The 20156-nt window shown below is 43.3% G+C and carries 16 protein-coding genes; 6 read left to right on the top strand and 10 right to left on the bottom strand.

Annotated features, from left to right (window positions below; genetic code table 11):
- Positions 1-15: 15 nt before the first annotated feature.
- Both AB4274_RS19850 and AB4274_RS19845 read right to left on the bottom strand, forming a co-directional pair.
- Positions 16-1698, bottom strand: coding sequence for an aspartate:alanine antiporter (locus AB4274_RS19850; RefSeq protein ID WP_017060395.1), 1683 nt, complete (start codon positions 1696-1698; stop codon positions 16-18).
- Positions 1699-1947: 249 nt separating this feature from the next.
- A complete protein-coding gene (locus AB4274_RS19845; RefSeq protein ID WP_009847069.1) occupies positions 1948-2211 on the bottom strand; it encodes a GrxA family glutaredoxin in 264 nt (87 codons plus the stop codon).
- Positions 2212-2617: 406 nt separating this feature from the next.
- Between AB4274_RS19845 and AB4274_RS19840 the strand changes: the two genes are divergently transcribed.
- A complete protein-coding gene (locus AB4274_RS19840; RefSeq protein WP_017060396.1) occupies positions 2618-3910 on the top strand; it encodes an iron-containing alcohol dehydrogenase in 1293 nt (430 codons plus the stop codon).
- 123 nt (positions 3911-4033) lie between these two features.
- On the opposite strand, the gene AB4274_RS19835 is transcribed toward AB4274_RS19840, so the two are convergent.
- From AB4274_RS19835 to AB4274_RS19815, 5 genes are all read right to left on the bottom strand, one after another.
- Positions 4034-4888 carry a MurR/RpiR family transcriptional regulator gene (locus AB4274_RS19835; RefSeq protein WP_004734686.1) on the bottom strand — a complete coding sequence of 285 codons (855 nt, stop codon included), beginning with the start codon at positions 4886-4888 and terminating at the stop codon, positions 4034-4036.
- A 358-nt stretch (positions 4889-5246) separates the two neighbouring features.
- Positions 5247-6890: a pyridoxal-dependent aspartate 1-decarboxylase PanP gene (gene panP / locus AB4274_RS19830; protein WP_017068759.1), complete on the bottom strand. Its 1644-nt coding sequence runs from the start codon at positions 6888-6890 to the stop codon at positions 5247-5249.
- A gap of 118 nt (positions 6891-7008) precedes the next feature.
- Positions 7009-7536, bottom strand: a complete 528-nt coding sequence (locus tag AB4274_RS19825; RefSeq protein ID WP_017066066.1) for a hypothetical protein — start codon at positions 7534-7536, stop codon at positions 7009-7011.
- Positions 7537-7709: 173 nt separating this feature from the next.
- Positions 7710-8615, bottom strand: coding sequence for a lysine exporter LysO family protein (locus AB4274_RS19820; RefSeq protein WP_017071961.1), 906 nt, complete (start codon positions 8613-8615; stop codon positions 7710-7712).
- Positions 8616-8669: 54 nt separating this feature from the next.
- Positions 8670-9590: an HDOD domain-containing protein gene (locus AB4274_RS19815; RefSeq protein WP_017066065.1), complete on the bottom strand. Its 921-nt coding sequence runs from the start codon at positions 9588-9590 to the stop codon at positions 8670-8672.
- A gap of 357 nt (positions 9591-9947) precedes the next feature.
- Between AB4274_RS19815 and AB4274_RS19810 the strand changes: the two genes are divergently transcribed.
- Complete coding sequence (locus AB4274_RS19810; RefSeq protein WP_017060401.1) at positions 9948-10529, top strand: TfoX/Sxy family DNA transformation protein; 582 nt, start codon at positions 9948-9950, stop codon at positions 10527-10529.
- 161 nt (positions 10530-10690) lie between these two features.
- Here the strand turns inward: AB4274_RS19810 and AB4274_RS19805 are convergent, their stop codons facing one another.
- The 3 genes from AB4274_RS19805 to AB4274_RS19795 form a co-directional block, all read right to left on the bottom strand.
- Positions 10691-11233: a hypothetical protein gene (locus AB4274_RS19805; protein WP_017065409.1), complete on the bottom strand. Its 543-nt coding sequence runs from the start codon at positions 11231-11233 to the stop codon at positions 10691-10693.
- 286 nt (positions 11234-11519) lie between these two features.
- Entirely contained in the window at positions 11520-12017 is a 498-nt protein-coding gene (locus AB4274_RS19800) for a response regulator (RefSeq protein ID WP_017065410.1), read from the bottom strand.
- Positions 12010-13953, bottom strand: a complete 1944-nt coding sequence (locus tag AB4274_RS19795; protein ID WP_017060404.1) for an ATP-binding protein — start codon at positions 13951-13953, stop codon at positions 12010-12012. Before AB4274_RS19795 ends, AB4274_RS19800 begins: the two co-directional genes overlap by 8 nt.
- Positions 13954-14136: 183 nt before the next feature.
- Here AB4274_RS19795 and AB4274_RS19790 point away from each other — a divergent pair, with 183 nt between their 5' ends.
- The 4 genes from AB4274_RS19790 (at position 14137) to AB4274_RS19775 (ending at position 20067) form a co-directional block, all read left to right on the top strand.
- Entirely contained in the window at positions 14137-15399 is a 1263-nt protein-coding gene (locus AB4274_RS19790) for a DUF945 family protein (protein WP_017060405.1), read from the top strand.
- A gap of 163 nt (positions 15400-15562) precedes the next feature.
- Positions 15563-16657, top strand: coding sequence for a 3-phosphoserine/phosphohydroxythreonine transaminase (gene serC / locus AB4274_RS19785; RefSeq protein ID WP_017065411.1), 1095 nt, complete (start codon positions 15563-15565; stop codon positions 16655-16657).
- A gap of 351 nt (positions 16658-17008) precedes the next feature.
- On the top strand, positions 17009-18157 hold the full coding sequence (locus AB4274_RS19780; RefSeq protein WP_372055821.1) for an extracellular solute-binding protein: 1149 nt from the start codon (positions 17009-17011) through the stop codon (positions 18155-18157).
- A 20-nt stretch (positions 18158-18177) separates the two neighbouring features.
- On the top strand, positions 18178-20067 hold the full coding sequence (locus AB4274_RS19775) for a GGDEF domain-containing protein (protein WP_229647311.1): 1890 nt from the start codon (positions 18178-18180) through the stop codon (positions 20065-20067).
- The last annotated feature ends 89 nt before the right edge of the window (positions 20068-20156 follow it).

Here is a 20156-nt window from a genome sequence, read left to right as displayed (position 1 = left end):
AAAGATCAACACGCCCTAGCTAATTATGATGATGAAAGTACCTGCTAAGGTCATCAATATATTGGCTATCGCATAAGTACCCGCATAACCCAGAGCCGGAATCGTTGAGCGAGCGTGGTCATTTACGATGTCCATCGCTGGAGCGCAAGTTCGCGCGCCAATGATTGCACCGAACAACAAAGCTCGGTTCATCTTCAATACGTAAGCGCCAACCAAGTAAGCGAAGAATACTGGCAGCACACTCACTACTAGGGCAATACCTATTACCTGTGGGCCAACTTGGGTTAAGTGCTCAAATATCTTACCACCGGCGCTCAAGCCGATACCGACCATAAAGAACATCAAACCGAGGTCTTTGACCATGTTCAGAGCACCTTGAGGCACATAACCGAAAGTAGGGTGGTTCGCTCGTAGGAAACCAAGCATGATGCCCGATAGAAGCAGGCCAACCGCGTTACCTAGCCCAAACGATACCTGACCGAATGTCATGGTGATCAAACCAAACAAAATACCCAAAATGAAGAAGCTACAGAAGGCCATCAAATCCGCCATTTGGCTGTGGATTGAGATGAAACCAATTTTCTCAGCTAGGCCGTGCACTCGACTCTTTTCACCACTCACCTGTAGGACGTCACCTTTAGAAAGCACGATGTTTAAGTCCATCGGCATTTCAATCTGAGCACGTACTACGCGGTTAAGGAAACAGCCGTATTCAGACAGGTTTAAGTCTGATAGGCGCTTACCTGCGATACTGTCACTCTTAACGACGATCTCTTCTTCCACGATACGCAGATCGAGAAGGTTACGGTCGAAAACTTCTTTACCGTTACGGAAGCTTGGGTCTAGACGAGCGTGGCTATCTGGGAAACCAACCAATGCGATCTCATCGCCTTCTTGCAGAATTGCATCACCATCTGGATGGGCAAGAATACCATTACGTCGAATACGCTCGATGTAACAGCCTGTTTGGCGATAGATGCCCAGTTCACGCAGATTCTTACCGTCAGTCCAAGAGATGAGCTCTGGTCCCACTCGATAAGCACGAATAATGGGCAAGTAAACCTTACGCTGACCTGAAGCGCCTAACCCACGTTCTTGGGCGATTTGCTCTGCCGAGTCGTGTAGGTTCACTTTTTGAAGTTTTGGAATCAAGCGAGCAAACATAATCATACTGATTAAGCCAACCAAGTAAGCCATCGCGTAACCGACTGAAAGGTTTTCGATAATCAGGCTCAAGTCCATGTTTCTTGGTAATTCTGCAAGCCCAGAATTCAGAGCATCTTGAGCACCTACCAATATCGGCGTTGCTGTTAAGGCACCTGCCATCATGCCTGCAGATAAACCAAAGCCTAGGCCAAGGTAATGACTACTGAAATAGGTTAGGGCAATTGCGGTAGAAAGTACCACAAGGCTCAGAATGAGGTAGTGCTTACCATCTCTGAAGAAGATACCGAAGAAGTTTGGTCCAGCTTCAATGCCAACACAGTAGATGAACAGCATGAAACCAATGGTGAGCGCATCTGCGTTAAAAGAAAAGCCAAGATGTCCCATGATAAGGGAAGTAATCAAAACACCGATTGAATTACCAAGTTGGAGGCTACCGAAACGAATTTTACCAATGGCTAATCCAATCGATAAAACAACAAAGATGAGGAGAATGGGGTTTTGTTCTAACAGAAAAACAACGTCGATATTCACGGTGGTCGCTCAATAATTGGCGTGGAACACAGGGTAAGTTTGAGAGGTGAATTGTATCTAAATATAAATAAATTATAAGCAATATTTTGTTAATTTACTTGATTTTGACCTTATTCTTATTCCGTATGAAAACTGGTCATAAAAAAGCCCGCTACAGTGAGCGGGCTTTCTATAAATCGTACAGTCTAACGCCTAAATGGGTCAGCTGTTTAAGGCTTTAGCCCTGATTCTCGTTTGAGAAATCATAGCTTAGTCGAAAAGACCTAGGTTTTCTTTTGCGTATGCTTCAAATTCTGTGCAGCCGCCGATGTGGTCTTGGTCGATGAAGATTTGTGGAACTGTATCGACAGGTTTACCAACAGTCTTCTCTAGATCAGCTTTGCTGATACCTTCAGCGTGGATGTCAACGTAACGGTAGTTGAAGTCATCGCGTTTAGCTTTAAGAGTTTCAGCATGCTCTTTTGCACGAACACAGAATGGGCAAGCAGGGCGACCAAAAATAACTACAAACATTTAATTTCTCCTAAATACGGGATGAGGCTCGTTAACTCGATTATGTTAACTATTCTTTAGTGAATGCCACTCAAAATTTCATAAAACCAACTATGCCTCAATGCCATGGGGAAATAAAGATGGAATTACCTCTTAATACAATAGGTTTTGTCTATCAGAGCAAATAATGGTCACAAAAAGGATCCATGCTGATTTCTGATGGGTATTCAGATTGATTACCCTTAATTTAAGAGTGTGAATTACCCCTAAGAATACGACATTAATCCATCTTTAATGCGACAAGTTGCACCTCGTCAAAAAAAGCGCATACAGAACGAGGCATCTTAATACTGATGCACTATATAAAGGCTAAATTCCAATAACCAAGAGTTCGCAGTTTTGTTCGGTCATAGGCGCAGGAGGCACCATGTTTCAATTTATGACATCTACAAAGATCATCTTTGGTGATGGAGCACTTTCCGCTTCATTGTCTCTCTTTAATCAATATGGCTACAGCGTGCTATTGGTTACAGGCAATACATTAGAGCGCACTTCAATTGTTACTGACTATCTTGATGCGCAGAGTATGCGTTATCAGCACATTGCCGTTTCCGGTGAACCTAATATCAAAATGGTTGAAGAGGCGGCTATTTCTGCTCGTCGATTTAAGCCAGATATGGTTGTCGCCATGGGGGGCGGTAGCGCCATCGATATGGGCAAAGCGTTGGCTGCGGTTTTACCTAATCAAGGCAATTTATATGACTATGTTGAAGTGGTCGGGCGTAATGTTCCTCTTAAAACCAAACCACTTCCGTTTATCGCAATTCCAACCACAGCGAGTACCGGCGCCGAGGTCACTAAAAACGCGGTGCTGAAATCAGGCCAAGACCAAGTGAAAATCAGCCTGAGAAGCCCAGACATGCTGGCCGACGTTGCGATTGTCGACCCAACCCTAACTCATGGAACCAATCTATATCTATCTGGGCGAGGTGCGATGGATGCCTTTACTCATCTAATGGAAGCCTACGTGTGTGGTGAACCGAATCCGTTAACCGATATGATTTGTGAAGAAGGGCTGCGTAAGTTGAGTGGTTCTGTGGTTAAAGCGTGTGTTTATGATGAGCCTCAAGCGCGTTCTGATCTTGCTTTCGCTTCTATGCTCGGTGGTATGGCGATAACTAATGCCAAGCTTGGCGCAGCCCATGGTTTAGCCTCCGCACTAGGAGGTAAGATTTCTGCGCCTCATAGTGTGATTACCGCGCGTTTAGCGCCGTTTGTGATGTTGGAGAACATAGCCGTTGCAAAAGAGCAGCAAAGAAGCGACATCCTAGCGCGTTATCAGCGAATCGCTCAGATAGTAACAGGTAACGTAGAAGCAATAGAAGAGGAGGCAATTTCTTGGTTATCGGAAGTGCTTGATACGCTTAAGTTACCCAACTTGTTGGAATTTGGTGTCTGTGAAGCCCAGTTTGATGAGGTGTCTGCCGACGCGCTCAAATCAGTGGCGATTAAAGGAAACCCTTTGCCGCTTAACCAAGAGAGGCTCGTGCATATTTTGAAGCAAGTATGCGAGAAGTGCAGTTGTAGAGAAGGGCATCATGAGGGAGCTTCAATGAATCAAATTGGGCAAGAGCCAGCTGTCGAGTCGAGCTTTACCATTATCAATTCTTATGCGTCCGAAAACAGCGTGGTTGAGAAGGGCAATAGTTGGACTATCTAACGGTCTTAAACTTGTTCGTTGTATAAGTCATTTTATACAGACAAATAAAAACGGAGCTCTAGGCTCCGTTTTTTAATTCAACTTGTTCTCTGGTCATCTGTTTTCAGTTCATGACTAAGCAGATTAGAACTGAGAGTACTTCTCGTAACGTGAATCACGAAGTGACTCTTTGACGCGCTTTAGGTTCTCTCTGAAACCAGAACCACGACGTAGCGTAAAGCCTGTCGCTAGCACATCGATAACCGTCATCTGAACAACGCGACTTGCCATTGGCATGTAAACGTCAGTGTCTTCTGGAACATCCAGAGAAATAGACAACGAGCTCGCTTTATCCAGTGGAGAATCTTTTGCTGTGATAGCAATAACTGTCGCACCGTTTTCACGCGCTAAGTTTGCAATCTCAACTTGGCTTTTAGTGCGGCCAGTATGAGAGATAAGAACAATAACGTCGTTATCACTGCAGTTAATGCAGCTCATTCGTTGCATCACGATGTCTTCGAAACATGTGATTGGGATATTAAAACGAATAAACTTGTTTTGAGCATCTTTGGCGACAGCAGAAGAGGCACCCAGTCCGAAGAACGAAATGCGTTTTGCTTGAGTCAGCAAGTCAACAGCACGGTTTACTTGCATCGCGTCTAGACTGTTTTTAGCAACGTCTAGACAAGCCATAGTTGATTCGAAAATCTTATGCGTATAAGCATCTGGACCATCATCTTCTTCAACATTACGGTTCACGTAAGGTGTACCGTTTGCCAAGCTTTGAGCTAGGTGAAGTTTGAAGTCAGGGAAGCCCTTTGTGTCTAATCGACGACAGAAGCGGTTAACTGTAGGCTCACTCACGTCAGCCATTTTAGCTAAGGTAGCAATGCTAGAATGAATTGCAGTTTGAGGGGAAGCCATAATTACTTCGGCTACCTTGCGCTCAGACTTGCTGAAATTTTCCAGGTTTTTTTGTATTTTTTCTAATGTATTCATAGTGTTCACAAGGGTATAGAGAACAACTTGCTAGTTAATATCTTTTACCAGGGGGTATGGCTGAAGCAAATATCAGTAAACACAAAGCCGATGTATATTCGGTTTCGTAAATACTGCTGCGTCAAATAGATATCAAGCTAACTAGCACCATGGAGTCAGTATAAACCCAACATACTATTTACTAATACAAAAACAGGGCATGAATGCTTAAGAATATGACAAACCTCAACAAAATTTTAGAAAACTACAGAATTGGAAGAGAGTTTGAGCAAAAAGAATGCAAAATGGGTATGAACTGACAGCTTAGTTACATCAAAAAGAAAGAAATTTTCAATTTGATGCAACTAAAATTGAATGACTATGCGTTGATTTGCGTAACCAGTTTGTTGATTTTGCCCATCAAGTTTGGTGCTAGTTTAGAGATCTCACGCTGTTCTTCAAGCACTGACGAAAGAATGTCATTGCCTGTTAGTGGGTTTGCTAATACCACGCGGAAAACGATGATTGGCTGATGTACCCATGCTTCAGGGTTTAAGCGTGTACGTGACACGAAAGACTTACCTGTTTCACGCTGCTTCTTCTGAATAAACTTAGTCAGCTCATTGAGCAACTCATTCAGTTCGACACGATGTTCAGGCTCAGCTTTAAGCAGTGCCGCTTTGACTGACTCAGGGACATAGCGATAAGTCAGTAGGCAAAGCTCAGGTTCTGAAACCAGCTCGAAGTCGCTATGATCTTTAATTAGGTCGGCAAAGTAGCGCGCTTTGTTGATGCTTTGGTCGATCAGCAGTTCATAACCTGGGCGGCTAATGATGTGCATTGCGGCGTAAACCAGCATTGCCATACCTGAACGAGAACCTTCTAACGTATGGCTGCCTAAATCTTTTGAGCCTTTACGAAGAATGTATTGAGCATGATGTTCAATCGCAGTCATCGCATCTGGCTTCTTAAACAGAACCATACCCGCACCCATAGGGATATAAAGCTGTTTATGCGCATCAATCGTGACTGAATCCGCCAGTTCAATACCATCAAGTAGGTGACGATGATTGTTAGACATCAGAGTCGCACCGCCCCAAGCTGCATCAACGTGGAAATGACAATCGGATTCGGCACACACCTCAGCAATGTCTCTTAGCGGGTCGATATTACCGGTTTCGGTTGTACCAGCCACACCAATGACGGCGAAAGGTTTGATCTTGTTCTGCTTGAGCTGCTCGATCTTGAGTCTTAAATCATCAGTACAAATACGGTTGTCGTTATCTGTTTTAACAGACACTAGACCTTCTTGACCAATACCAAGGACATCCGCGGCTTTTTTCAGAGAGTAGTGGCCACGTTCAGAGACTAAGATGGCAAGGCCTTCGTAGTCGTAGTGCTTCATGGCTTTAAACAGGCCTTCTTTTTCTACACCTTTGAACGAACCTTGCGCTTTTAGTGCGTTGTTACGTGCAACCCAGAGCGCTGTAATGTTCGCGATGGTACCGCCAGAACAAAACGCACCTAAAGAGTGGTTTGCGCTGTGCATCCAACGAGAATAAAACTGGTCACTATCTTGATAAATCAGGCGATGTAACATGCCCAGAACTTGACGTTCTAGGGGAGTGAAAGCTTTTGAGGTCTCGATTTTTACTAGATTCTGATTCAACGCAATCATGATTTTTGAAAGCGGCATCAGGAAGTACGGCAACGCAGAGGTCATATGGCCAATAAAACTTGGCGAAGACGTGTGAACCGAATGAGACACAAGAGAATCGAGGAGATGCTCAGTATGTTCAGAAACAAACTCAGGCTGCTCTGGGATATGAGCATTTGAAAAATCTTTCTCAATTTCACGTAGCGGCTTTTCTTCAGCCACAATATGTTCACGTAAGAATTGATTCAGGTTTCGTGAAAGTTTGTCTTCAATTTGAGTGAGTGTTGAATCTGGGCCTTCAGGTACCGTGAAGATACGTAGAAGACTGTCGAAGCTAACATCTGCTGTTTTTTGTTCCGTAACCATAGCAAGCGAGTTATTTTTCTAATATTGACGCGAGCGGGACAATCTAAACGAAAACGGGAACAATGTCCCGTCTTAATTATGAAATCCAACTTCTCAAAAAAGCATATTAAATGCGGGGTTATTTACACTTAATCGCTTCAAGTTTACTGATCGACTGGTTGTAACGCTGCAGCGCTGAGTCGATTTGCTTAGGGTGACTAAGCAGTTCTGCAAAGGCAGAACGTAGTTCGTAGTTTTGAGCGTGAGGCGTTGATTGGCGGTCATCGAATGTTGTTTTCGCGATTTTACCAAGCTCATCATCACGTGTTGATAGCGTTTTAATGTCGTGTTGCTCAAGTTGCAACCAACCTTCTACAGGTTGCTCTGTTGCCACTTTGCTTGAGTCGTTTACTAAGTAGTAGTGAACCGCAGCACGGTTAAGCTCAAAGTGGTGCTTACGACCTTCTAGGAACCACTCACTCACTTCTGTTAGCTCTGGATATTGCTCAGAGGTTAATGCAGCAAGGTCGGCATACCAATTCAAAGAAGCGTCGATGTACGCATCATATTTTTTTGCTTGGCACTGGTTTGTCTCAGACATTGAATCTGCTGCAAAAGAGAAAGTAGAAGTTGAAGCTAGCAGTAATGCGACGCAAAGGCGTTTCATAGTGGTTCCTTTTGTAAGTTTATTCTTTTTATAACTTTGTCGTTACAGGTTACCGTGATCGTTATTTGTTGAGCAATGACACTTAGTGTCTTTTTATTTCGGTAACTGTATCGGTGTCTGGGCATTGGTATTCGAGTTGCATTCTAATCTAAAACAAACGCTATTCCTGCGATCTAGTTAGCAAGAGATACAAAGAACAACATCAATATCGGAACAAGCAAACTGAGGATAAAGCCACTGACGATAGCGATAGGCACACATCTAACGCCGCCTGTTGTTTGAATGACCGGTAAGGTGAAGTCCATCGCAGTCGCACCAGCATAACCAATGGAAGTGCATGGGTAGCTGCGAATTAGCACTGGAATCAGTACCAAGGCAACTAACTCTCTTAACAGCTCAAGCATGAAAGAAGCGCCACCATAGACAGGACCAAAGGCGTCACCCATTAAGATACCAGCCAGAGAGTACCAACCAAATCCAGAAGACATTGCCAAGGCTTTGAACAGAGGGATATCTAGGATGTAAGCCGCGATTACACCACCTAACATTGAGGTGATGATAATGGTGATTGCGATAACCATACCGTGTTTGTTGAGTAAGATCTGACGAAGTGTGAGTCCGCTATTACGCAGCTGAATGCCGATAAAGAATAGAAGAACAAACAGAATCCATTCGCTTGCGGTATCAACCCAATCAAGGCCAATAGGCAGCACTAAGCCAGCGATTAGCCCTGAACCTACCACTAAGATGAGTTTTGCAGATTCCATCGCCATAGAAGAGAGGGGAAGCTTCTTCTTGCTACTGTCGGTTTTGAGTGGCAATAACTTATCAATAGCGGGCAGTGCCATTAGGTTACATACGCTTAAGCAGACAAAGAAAGTGACGGTATATAGAAGGATTGTCTGCAGGTTACTGCCTAGGTTATCGAGGGCGGCTAAGCTTAGTCCCATTAACGCCAGAATCACGTAGATCAACCGCGATGTTGAGCGGTTGATAAATTCTAATGTCTGAGCGTTCGAAATTGCAAAAAGATACCCCACGACGAGTGGCGCAAATATAAAGATCATCCCTGTAAACATGCTTTCCCCATTGCATTTACTTCATATTACACTTACTTGTAATTTAACAGTGACTTAGAAGCCGCTAGTATTGATCACGTCGCTTAGCTTTGCATTAAAATCATGCTTGCTCAAGTTGCTTAATTTATAAAGCACCTCTGCACCTGTCACGTTAAGTTCAACTTCGTGATCATCGATGTTCTCATCCTTGTTTCTGAACATCAGCAGGTGGTTAGCGATTCGAGCGATATCTAAGTAAGAGACTTCACGCTGTTCGTGGTTATTGATGGTATTGCTGCACACATCAATAAAGTCGCTGTCGAAGCCCCAACGGTTAAGCACCAATTTACTGGTAGCAGAACATTGGCCTTGGAAGATTTGTAGAGCGATGTCGTGATCTAGGTAATTGCCATTTTCGAGGTAGAGGTGGTATTCGCTAACCAAACAGAACAAACCAATATCAGCCAGTAATCCAACAAGCAGCGATTTTTCATGCTCAAGGTAACGGTATTCAGTAGGGGAGAGCTCTTTGAAGCTGTTGGTAACAAGCACCATAGTAGCGCCCAGCTCTTTTGATACAGAAGCGCTCTGAACCAATACCTTATTACATTCTTTACTGAGGTTGACTGAGTGTTTGAGTTGCTCAATAGCCTGAGCCGTCACGATGTCACGTACTCTTAATATGCCAAGGCGCGACACCGCCGTCATAATATCAACACAAGTAATATTACGTCGGTTAAAGACGACAGAGTTAGCCACACGAATGACAATAGCAGCGAGGCCTGGGTCTTCGAGTAAGCACTCGGCAACGTCAGCAATCCCAGTTGATTCAAGGGTACAAAGCGATTGAATCTTCAGTACAACGTTAGGGATAGGAGGAAGTGTTATTTTTCCCGCTGAGATAGAATGTCCAACAAGTTGGGCAAACTCTGATTCTAGACCCTTTAAGAGAAGAGTCTTATTTTGAGGTAGCCAGAAAAACGATAAATGATTCATATAAAAAGTAAAAACAGGTCTGTCCTGCCATTTTACAAGCCACGATGCTGCGAGGCAATACTCACCCGTCTACATAACCTTTAATAATTTGAACCGGTGTATCACTAGGTGTCCAAATTCAAGCATGGTTTGATAGTTTACTGTGAAGTCAATCATGAAAAACCGGAATACTCAATTGATTGATGTGAACTAAGTCCAGACTTATTTTTCTTTTCGAAGTATGATTTATTTAAAGGTGAAAAACGAAACCATAATATTCACCTATAGAATAACAAAATAGATTTAAAATTTTCGCATAACAAGCTGCTTGTCTGGTGATCAACCTAATCGGGGTAATTTGATTAAGGATCAACGGATATGACCGAGACAGCATTTATTAATTACGTGAATCAATTTGGTGAGCATCAAAAACGTTCTATGTTCGGAGGTATTGGCCTCTTTCAAAATGACGCTATGTTCGCTTTATTGAGTGAAGGTTGTTTATTCATTAGAGGTGGAAAATCATTAGATAAAAAACTGACCGATCTTGATTGTGAAAAGTATCGTCATGTAAAGAAGCAGACAACAGCAACCGTAAACTATTACGACATTACGGATCTGTTTACCTGTGAACATCCTGAATTGGATAGTATTATTCGTACTTCAATCGATAATTCAATTCAGCAGCGTAGCTTCAAGAAGTCATCAGCTAGCCGTAGATTAAGAGATCTACCAAACATGCAGCTTACGTTAGAGCGCATGGTTAAAAAGGCGGGTGTGGATGATGTTTCAATGTTTATGCAGTTGGGCGCACCTGAAGTGTTTAATAAGGTTCGCGAAGCGTACGGAAACGATGTTGACCTAAAACTACTTTGGAAATTTGCGGGTGCAATTGATGGTATTCACTGGAAACTATTACAAGAGCCACGCAAGCAGCAATTACTAAAGAGCTGCCACTAAAGAAGTTTACCTTATATGCTTAAGATTACTGTTAATAAATAAAAACCGAGGAATGTCCTCGGTTTTTTTGTTTCTGTCTTAGCCGGATTTCTTAAAAGACTAAGTATCAAAAGGCTAAGTGCTCATAGAGAGCTTATTTGCTAGGGCTTGAGCTTTAAGTATTAGTACTTGAAGCGAGCAGTGAACATAAGTTGGTCACCGTAGAAGTCGTTAATACGAGCTTCAGCACCTAAAGAGAAAAGCTCTGTAGAGTGGAAACGCGCGTAAACAGAACCTGTCCAATCATCGTTGTCATCGATAGAAACGTAACCACCTTTACCACCAACTTCTAGTTGTGGACCAAGCCATTGGCGAACACCAATGTTGATTTCCATACCGATATCAGTAGAGCTTGAGTTCTCAGGTTGAACGATACGAGCTAGCATTTCACCTGTTAGGTCTGCCCAGTTGTTTAATGGAGCGTGGAAACCAAGACCTACAGCTGAGTCGTAATCGCTTTCAAATTCTGAATCGATACGTGCTATAGCGTGAGCGTTCGGGTGAATGGACTTACTGAACGCACCACCAAATGTTACTGGGCTAGCACCGATACGTGCTTCAAAGTAATCATAGTTAAAGTTGCTCATTACCTGTGGTTGTTCATCAACAGCTAGTGCTTGACCAGAAGCCAATAGCATAGCGGTAGTAAGTAGAATTTTGCGCATAACGACCGTAAACCTATATTAGTGTTAATTCCTTTGGTTTGAGACAAATCGGCAAACCATAAACATTGAGACAGTTTAATCTAACTCACGGAAAAGTAATCCTTTAAAATGTAAAACCTTACTCATTTAGTTAAAAAACAAGCAAATTAAGGATCAGTATGTAACGGAGATCTCATGTTTAGGGCGAAAGAGAAAAATAGACGAGCGAATTATCCAAAATTTGTATACATTCGGAAGGTTTTTATATCGGATGACGCTATTCTCAGTATCCATTAACCAATCAGTGCTATTCACCAAAACTGGTGCGTTTATCCGCCATTGAAGTCAGTATGCGCTCGGTATCTAAGATGGAAGTCCAGTTTAGCAATTGCTTGTCGTTGGCAATGACATAGTCAGTCAATTGTTGAGTAATCGTGTCTCTCAGTTGGTCGCCTTGCCAAGGTTTTGAAATATAGAAATCAAGTGCTGCGTTGTTAATGGCTGTGACGGTATCTTCTAGCCCAGCTTGCCCGGTGAGCAACAGCTTACGCGTTGGTTTAGTAGCGTCGTGTTGGTTGAGTTCGATCAGAAAATCAATGCCGGTTTCTTCTGGCATGATGTGGTCGCATAAGATTAACGCGAGCTTAATACCATCTTGTCCCATTTCTTTGATTACTTGCTTGGCTTCATCGACCGACTCTGCACCTTCAACCAGAAAGTTCTCTTCAAATATCGCCAAGTCCTGAAGGACACTATTGAGAACTTCAGGTTCATCATCGACACATAAAATTAGGTACTTATTCATGAGGTGCTCCTTCTTGTTTGAATGGAAGCCACACTTGCATGTTTGTATGGCTGCCTACCTCTGACTCCACCAAAATAAACCCTTGATGAGCCGAAACGATTTGTTGAGAAATGGATAACCCAATCCCTAAACCAAAGTTGCCTTCTTTTTTAGTCGTGAAATTTGGGTTGAAAATGGTGTTGATGTCTTCTTTGGCAATGCCGTGGCCAGTATCGGAGATTTGCACCACAAGAAACGCGTCGTCGCCTTTTGTCTGTTGAGAAGTGGTGATGGTCACTTTTCCTCGTTCAGATAGGGCATCGAGCGCATTGGAGATAAGGTTGGTCCACACTTGTTGCAGCGAGAGCGACTGGCACAATAAAGGCGGTAAGTCGGTATCGTAATGCTTTTCGAGTTGGTGGTGTTTAAGCCTGTTTTCGAAGATCACTAAGGTATCTTCAAGCCCTTCGTGGATATCTGTGTAGTGGCGAACTTCTTCATCTTCTCTAGCATAGCTTTTTAAGCTTTTGACCATATCGGCAATACGCTTGCTGCACACTTGAATTGAGCGGATAGAGTTTCCAACATAATGGTAATGCTCTAAGTCATTGAGCAGCTCTTTGCCTGCGACAGGGGACGCCTTTAATGTGTTTAGAACCGTAGAGTCTTGGCTTAGGTTTAGTCTCACGGCTTTTTTTGCTAAAGCACGGTCATTAATCGTCGACGTAAGATGCTTTACGAGCTGTCTTTCTTGGGCTGTTGATAGTGGCTTAGCTAACTTTGAATGTGCCAGTACGTCAGTCCCTTTATTGGACTCTGGAACGGATAGGTTTGCCAATATTTGGTCGAGATGGTCTGACAGAGTTTCGATGCTTCTTAATATGGCAGCAATCGGGTTATTCAGCTCATGTGCGACTCCCGCGACTAGCTGCCCGAGCATCGCCATTTTCTCTTTCTCGATCAGTTGTTGATGTGCAGACTCTAATGATTCTAGTGTCTGCTGCAGTTTGATCTTATTGGTGATGCTGCGTTGCAAACGTCGATTAAAATGACGGAGCAATAGATTGGTAAATAAAGGCAGCAGGGTATTGTTTGAATGCATCACCTGAGCAAAGCTATCTTTATCCAGTTTGATAACGCGAGTCTGCGTTAGGGTGATCGCCGTAGAAAACGAAGGCTCGCCTGTTACAAATGACATCCCGCCAACAATGTTCCCTTTGGAGTGACGTACCACTTCCCGCTGTTGCCCAAGTTCATCTTTCTTATAAAGAGCTGCTTCACCCTCAATGATCAGCCATAAAAAGCGATTGTCTTCGCCTTCCACAGTGAGTAGATGCTCGGGGGAATAGTCACGAATGGCCTTAGTTTTGTCATCTTTTGAAAACACATCTTGTAAGGCACTGACGACACGTTCTGCAAGGGCATTATCAGAAAGCTGGTGGTAGTCGTGAATGAAACCCGATTGGAAAGAGTGAATCTTTTGCTCAATGTGCGCTCTGAGTAAGCGTTGTTGATCCAATGCATCGCTGTAAGAGAGCAGGTTTTCTGAGTCGTATTGGATAACAAAAGAGGTCAGCTCTTTTTGCGCTGATTTGAACAGAACCTGATCTTGAACCGGTTTGGTTAAACAGTGGTTGAGCCTACCTTCATTCACAGCGGTTAAAATGGATTGAATGTCTGACGAAGCGCTGACTAATATCGTTCTTGCGGTATTACTATGGGGCAGCTGTTGAAGTTCAATCAGGAATTGCACGCCATTAAATTCAGAATGATGATGAGTGATCACCAAGGCAACGGTTTGGTTGTGATCATGAATATCTTCTAATGCGTGATGTGCGTCTTCTATGTTCTCGGCAGTATAAATATCGAATACAGAAGCCAACGGAGCCAGCTCCGAACGTATTCTTTCAATGCTAACCGGATTATTGTCCAAACAGATAACAGCGTATTGATTCACAGCTCAACCTTAATAGTAGCGACGTCTTTAGCCTAGCAAGAACCGCCGAATAAGGATGAGAGCTAGCCGTTAATTTATTGAGGCAATCGAAGTATCGAGCAATAGACTGATTTAACTCAATGTTTCTTGTTTGCTACTGATGGGTTAGACTAAAAAAAATAGACACGTGTAGAAAGAGAACTCATGGAACAGTTAAGAAAAATTGGTGCTATTGGCGGAGCAATCTCACTGGCACTTTGTTGGCCGCTAGCGGTTGGGCAAATTGGACAAAATGCGATTACCGATGGCGTTGCAAAGCTTAACAATTCAAGCATTCAAGCTGAGATCGTGGAATACGATAGAGGTTACTTGTCTTCCAACGTAACCACTCGTTTAACTGTGACGGATGAAAACCTGAAAGAGCAACTTGCGATTGATGGGTTGCCGAGTGAGTTTGTCATAAATAGTGCGGTTAGCCATGGTTTGGTGAGTCTAAATGCACTGTCGACGTTTGAGAATACCGATATTCTGCCTTTAACTCTGACCACTAGTACTGAGCTAAACGGCAACACTGACTTTAACTTTGAGTTAAGCCAGTTCAATCACCAAGGTTCTGATGAGAATGGGACTTCGGTCTCGATCACTAAATCGAATCTTTCTGGCCATGCGACTGTTTTAGGCCAAGTTGATTACGAGCTTTCAATCCCTTCAGTTCAAATTGATTTTGAAACCGGTGAAGAGGTAACGCTGTCTAATCTGAAAGGTGTGGGTTCAGGCCAACAAGCGAAAGGCTACTGGTTAGGTACTCAGAATTTTACTATCGATAGCTTCTTGGTTTCAGATTCTGCAATGCAGCCTTTCATGACCATTGAAAATTCTAAGTACGATTTTGAATCACATCTAGATGAAGCAACTAAGCGTCTGCGCAGCAACCTCAAGCTGGATATCGCAAACATCGAGACCAGTGAAGGCCAGTTGAACAACCTAAACGTCGATTTTGAAATGTCGAAGTTGGATAGCGAGTCGTTTGAGAAAATCTTTGAGATTTACCAATCTAATCCTGTGATGACGCAAGAAGACGTTGCAGAGATCATTCCATTTATCGATATCCTGTTTGCTAAAGGTTTCGACCTTTCAATGAACAACATGTCGTTAGAGTTAGGTAAGGGACAGTTCGAATCTAAGTGGTTGGTGAGCGTGCCGGAAGGGACCGAAAACATCAGCAGCAACCCTTCGATGATCATGCCTGCATTAACGGGCAACGTTCACTCTAGCTTCTCAAATGAACTTGTTGAAGAGTATCCATTCATCCGTGAAGGTATCGATGAATTGCTTGTGATGGAAATGATCAAGGAAACAGACAGTGGTTATGAAATCAGCGCTGACTTAGAAAATGGAAACCTAGTGTTCGAAAATGGACAAGAAATTCCATTAATCGCTCTACTTATGCCGGTTTTTGTTCAATAAACAGAGCAGGCGTGAATACTGATAGGGTGATTTAGCAGGTTAAGCTTAAACATTTTATACGGTACAAAACAAAAGAGGTCTTAAGACCTCTTTTGTTGTTTTTATGTTGGGTAAAACATGGTATTACTTGCATAGTTATTATTTAGCAGGAGCAATCATCCCCATGGAACTTACATTAGATAACGTATTCAACTTCAGTGCTGGCCCAGCTGCACTGCCTAAACCGGTAATGAAACAAGCGCAAGCGGACTTTATTGATTGGAATGGTTTAGGGACTTCCGTGATGGAAATCAGCCATCGCAGCAAGGAATTTATTCAAGTTGCTGACGAGTCCGAACAGGACCTACGTGATCTTCTGAACATCCCAGACAACTACAAAGTTCTTTTCTGTCAGGGGGGCGCTCGTGCTCAATTCGCTGCTGTTCCTCTAAACCTTTTAGGTGATGCGACGAAAGCGACTTACATTGATGCGGGTTACTGGGCAGAAAGTGCAGTGACTGAAGCGAGCAAATATTGCGAAATCGATGTATTCAACGCGAAGACGTCAATTGATGGTAAAGCAGCGGTTGTTCCAGCTAAAGATTGGAAAATTGACCCGGAAGCTGCGTATGTACATTTCTGTCCGAATGAAACCATCGATGGTATTGAAATCAGCGAGCTTCCTCAAACGGATAAGCCAATCGTAGCGGATATGTCATCTAACATTCTGTCTCGTAAGATTGATGTGTCTCAGTACGGTGTTATCTACGCGGGCGCGCAAAAGAATATCGGCCCTGCGGGTATCTGCATTGCAATCGTACGTGATGATCTACTCGAACTCGCAAACGACGTGTTGCCGAGTATTCTGAACTACAAAGTACTTGCTGAAAAAGACTCAATGTTCAACACACCACCAACGTACGCTTGGTACCTATCAGGCCTTGTGTTCAAGTGGCTGAAAGCTCAAGGTGGCGTTGAAGCGATGGAGTTGGTGAACAAAGAGAAAGCAGCGCTGCTTTACGATGCAATCGATAGCTCAGCTTTCTACAAAAACGATGTTCACACTGCAAACCGTTCTAGAATGAACGTGCCGTTCCAACTGGCGAAACCTGAGTTAGATGGCAAGTTCCTAGAATTGGCTGATGCTGCAGGTCTGAAATCACTGAAAGGGCATAGAGCAGTAGGTGGAATGAGAGCTTCACTTTACAACGCAATGTCTCTGGAAGGCGTTCAAGCGCTGGTTAGCTTCATGAAAGATTTCGAAGAGAAATACGCTTAATCGATGATAGGGCTTTGACTGATAAATTGCTTATTTGATTTTTATTGTGTCGAATGCACCGAACGAGATAGATGCCGCTTTTGCGGCATTTTTTTTGTCGTTAATAATAAAGGGTATGGTATGTTGATTTATTGTAAGAACAGTCATCCAGAGATATGACGGATGTATCAGAATGAGCAGACCTTTCTCTTAAAGCGAGAGTATCAACTGTTATTTAGGCACTTTTTACTATATAACGTGTCGCCCAAAGCTAGGTCTCTAATCATGAGCAGTGAGCGATAAGCCGCATCGCCCGGTTTATTGATGGGCGATTAAAATCCAACGTCTAATTTTTACCACAAGGAACCAAGTGTGAGGTTATTGAGTCTATTTGCGATGCTATTTCCGGCCGTTGCTTGTTCGTCCACACTTGAAATATGGGCTGGTATTAATTATGAAACGGCCGATTATGTAAAAGAACATATCGAAGCGATGACTGATCATCGTGTAGAAATTCGTTCGTTTGACGTCAACAGTATTCGTTCTGAACTGCTTGTTGCTGATCCTAGAGACAATACCTTTCCCGACGCCATCTGGGTTCCTTCTGACTTCTTAGGTCTAACTGAATATATCGATTTAGCGACGCTTCCTGATGCTTGGGTCGATACCCAACGCTATGAGAAAAAAGCGCTTGATGCAGTGGTCATCAACGGTGAGCTTAAGGCGTTACCGGTTGGTATTGGAAACCAAGTCGTTCTGTATTCGAGCAAGCCTCAAGCGCAAGTCGTGACATGGGAGAGCCTAATTGAACGCTCTGCTCAGTCCGATCAAGTGAGCGTGCTTTTTCCCAATCCAAACATGTACTTCTATCTAGCTTTCTATCAGCTTTTTTCTGAAGACTTATTATCGTCGAAGAATGTTAATGGTGAAGGGTTAGTTGCTATCTTTGATTTCATCGACATGTTGCAGCAGAAAAAAGTCATCGAATCATCGTGCAGCGATATTTGCGCGAGGCAGAGGTTCATCAATGGGGAAGTCGAGTTTTTGATTGACGGTGATTGGGCGTTCAGCGAACTCGATGCCGCCTTTGGTCGAGATTTGTACATCAATTCGTTGCCGACCTATCGTGGTGAAAGTATGTCTTCATTTAGTGGCGCAAAGGTTTTTGCTGTCACGGAAAAAGGCATGCAAAACCCAGATAAGAAATTGGCTTTGAAAGAAGTCGTTCAATACCTGCAATCAAACAGTTTCACCTCTTTAGCTCACTCGAGTGCCATGGTTTCGCCGTTTTATGAGGTTAATCAACGCCGTGTTGAGGAAGGTAACCAGACACTTTCAAATATGTACGATGAGTTTCAAGCATCGCAAATGATGTCGAGTGACTACAAGATGGCGATCGTTTGGGAGGCATCGGCTCGGGCGTATCAGCGTTACAAGTCAGGGATGCCAAAGAGTGAACTGCATAAATTTTACAATGATTTTGTTCAATATTACTCGGCGAATATGAGGGTAAGAGATTGAAGCTATCATTAAAATACACCATGGGCTTGGTGTTGCTGGCTTGCTCAATGCTTCCTGTTTACCTAGCGGGACAGTTGATTCTCAATAAACAAAACCAAAGTTCTTTAGAGCAAAAAGAAACCAAGCTGGACAACTCTACGACCGGTATTCGTCAAACCGTACAAGAGCAAATTAAGCTGACGGCGAGCCTAACTCAATGGTATTCGCATGACCGATCATTGATTAAAGCGGGTGGTAATATCTTTTTCTCGAGTGTTGTTTGGGACAAGATGGATAGCTTCAATGCGCTAGCGGAGAGTGTGTCCGCGACTTATATTCTGGACCAAAACTGGAAGCCCATTTATGACAGCAAAGGCAGCTTGTACCATTTTGAGCAGAGCCAGTTATTAGAAAGCTTGAAACGTCCTCAATCGGTTTATGGGCAAGGGAAATTGTTCCACACCGAGTTTACCGAAACTGAAGTGGCGGATAATGCCGCTGCAGGTATCGCTTTTGTCGCGCCGATTTTACCTTATCGTTTGATAGAAGGTTCTACATACACGCCGCAGGGTTATCTTGTGGTTCTTATGGGGTATGACAGACTTAAGACTAAAGTGACGCCTTTCCTTTATCAAAATGAGTCGGTTGAGTTTAACTATATTGATTCAACGGATGCTCAATCTTCTGAACAAAGTGCGAACATTATCTCTATCGACAGCACATTCTTTACCGACAAATTGGTACTGAACGTCAAACATCATATTTCCGACAGTGAGCGTTTATTAGAGATGCAACAAGCTCAGGTGGTCTTTGTCAGAATATTGGTGGCGACGCTTGCCATCTCGATTGTGTTTGCTCTGTTCCTAAGCCGCTGGTTCTCAGGGCAGTTAAACTTGTTGGCTGAATCTGTTACGTCGTATTCGCATAACCAGTCACCGACTCATAGTGTGGATGAACATCGTTTTACAGAGTTCGTCACGCTGAGTCGTTTATTGGAAACCTTGTGGGGTCGCATACAATATCAAGTCCGTGAGCTTACCGAAAGTAACGATAAACTCGAAAGATTTAATGTTCAGCTAGAGGACTTAGTCGAAGAGAAAACCAGCAAGTTAACTAATTCGCTCGCGCGTGAAGAATCCCAGAAGCATCGTATTTTGAAGATCGTTCAGTTTGCATCATCAAGACACGCGGCTGAATATCGGTTGATTCCTCAAATGGTCGATCAAGAGTTAAAGACATTACTTGTTCAACATTCGATTCAGTTTCATTTTAACCGGACTGGCGAGGCTGACCTGATACTCTGTGACTCACAGGGGACGGCGATCGGGTATTTTTGTTCAAGTTCATTTGATGTCCTCAGTGAAGAAGATCTTCTGATTTTTGACATGTACCAAAAACAGTTAGCTGGTTGGCTAGAGCTCGAAAATATTACACGGATTAACATGCCGACTGGCTGTTTGAATCGTAAAGCTTTTAATGAAGATCTCGAATTCAGTAAACGCAGCATTAACGACAATCAAAATCAGATTTCTTTGATCATTATTGATATCAATGGCTTGAAAACGACCAATGATGTTCATGGGCATGAGATCGGGGATGAGCTGATACAGCGCTGCGTAGACGTAATCAGCCACGAATTGACACCTGCCAGTAATCTATACCGTTTGGGTGGAGATGAATTTGCGGTGCTTACCTTAACGTCTGGTGAGTCGAGTTCGCTCAATGTCGCAAAGATGACTGAGCAGTTGTACATTGCTCAGGAGCAACAGGCAATCGAGACTAAAGCGGGTATCTCTATTCCTGTCAGATTCTCGATTGGTGCAGCCTCTAGTGATTCAACAGACGTTGAGCAATTGTTCTCAGTCGCTGATGAGAATATGTATCAGCAAAAGCGTCTTTATTACCAAACGTTGTCTGTGGTTGGGAAGTAATAATGCCAATCACGCTGACAAATAGCGATCACGATTTTCGACGTCCATTAGAGCGGAACTGCTGCGGTGTGACGTTATAATATGTTTAA

This window comes from Vibrio sp. 10N.261.55.A10 (genome assembly GCF_041470825.1).
Lineage (GTDB): Bacteria > Pseudomonadota > Gammaproteobacteria > Enterobacterales > Vibrionaceae > Vibrio > Vibrio crassostreae_C.
The sequence above is the reverse complement of the archived record's forward strand: the minus strand, read 5'-3'. Positions and strand labels throughout refer to the sequence as shown.

Excerpts from the sequence above, each read along its gene's own strand:
- AB4274_RS19845 (WP_009847069.1), bottom strand. The coding sequence starts at position 2,211 with ATGTTTGTAGTTATTTTTGGTCGCCCTGCTTGCCCATTCTGTGTTCGT.
- AB4274_RS19840 (WP_017060396.1), top strand. The coding sequence starts at position 2,618 with ATGTTTCAATTTATGACATCTACAAAGATCATCTTTGGTGATGGAGCA.
- AB4274_RS19835 (WP_004734686.1), bottom strand. The coding sequence starts at position 4,888 with ATGAATACATTAGAAAAAATACAAAAAAACCTGGAAAATTTCAGCAAG.
- panP (WP_017068759.1), bottom strand. The coding sequence starts at position 6,890 with ATGGTTACGGAACAAAAAACAGCAGATGTTAGCTTCGACAGTCTTCTA.
- AB4274_RS19825 (WP_017066066.1), bottom strand. The coding sequence starts at position 7,536 with ATGAAACGCCTTTGCGTCGCATTACTGCTAGCTTCAACTTCTACTTTC.
- AB4274_RS19820 (WP_017071961.1), bottom strand. The coding sequence starts at position 8,615 with ATGTTTACAGGGATGATCTTTATATTTGCGCCACTCGTCGTGGGGTAT.
- AB4274_RS19815 (WP_017066065.1), bottom strand. The coding sequence starts at position 9,590 with ATGAATCATTTATCGTTTTTCTGGCTACCTCAAAATAAGACTCTTCTC.
- AB4274_RS19810 (WP_017060401.1), top strand. The coding sequence starts at position 9,948 with ATGACCGAGACAGCATTTATTAATTACGTGAATCAATTTGGTGAGCAT.
- AB4274_RS19805 (WP_017065409.1), bottom strand. The coding sequence starts at position 11,233 with ATGCGCAAAATTCTACTTACTACCGCTATGCTATTGGCTTCTGGTCAA.
- AB4274_RS19800 (WP_017065410.1), bottom strand. The coding sequence starts at position 12,017 with ATGAATAAGTACCTAATTTTATGTGTCGATGATGAACCTGAAGTTCTC.
- AB4274_RS19790 (WP_017060405.1), top strand. The coding sequence starts at position 14,137 with ATGGAACAGTTAAGAAAAATTGGTGCTATTGGCGGAGCAATCTCACTG.
- serC (WP_017065411.1), top strand. The coding sequence starts at position 15,563 with ATGGAACTTACATTAGATAACGTATTCAACTTCAGTGCTGGCCCAGCT.
- AB4274_RS19775 (WP_229647311.1), top strand. The coding sequence starts at position 18,178 with ATGGGCTTGGTGTTGCTGGCTTGCTCAATGCTTCCTGTTTACCTAGCG.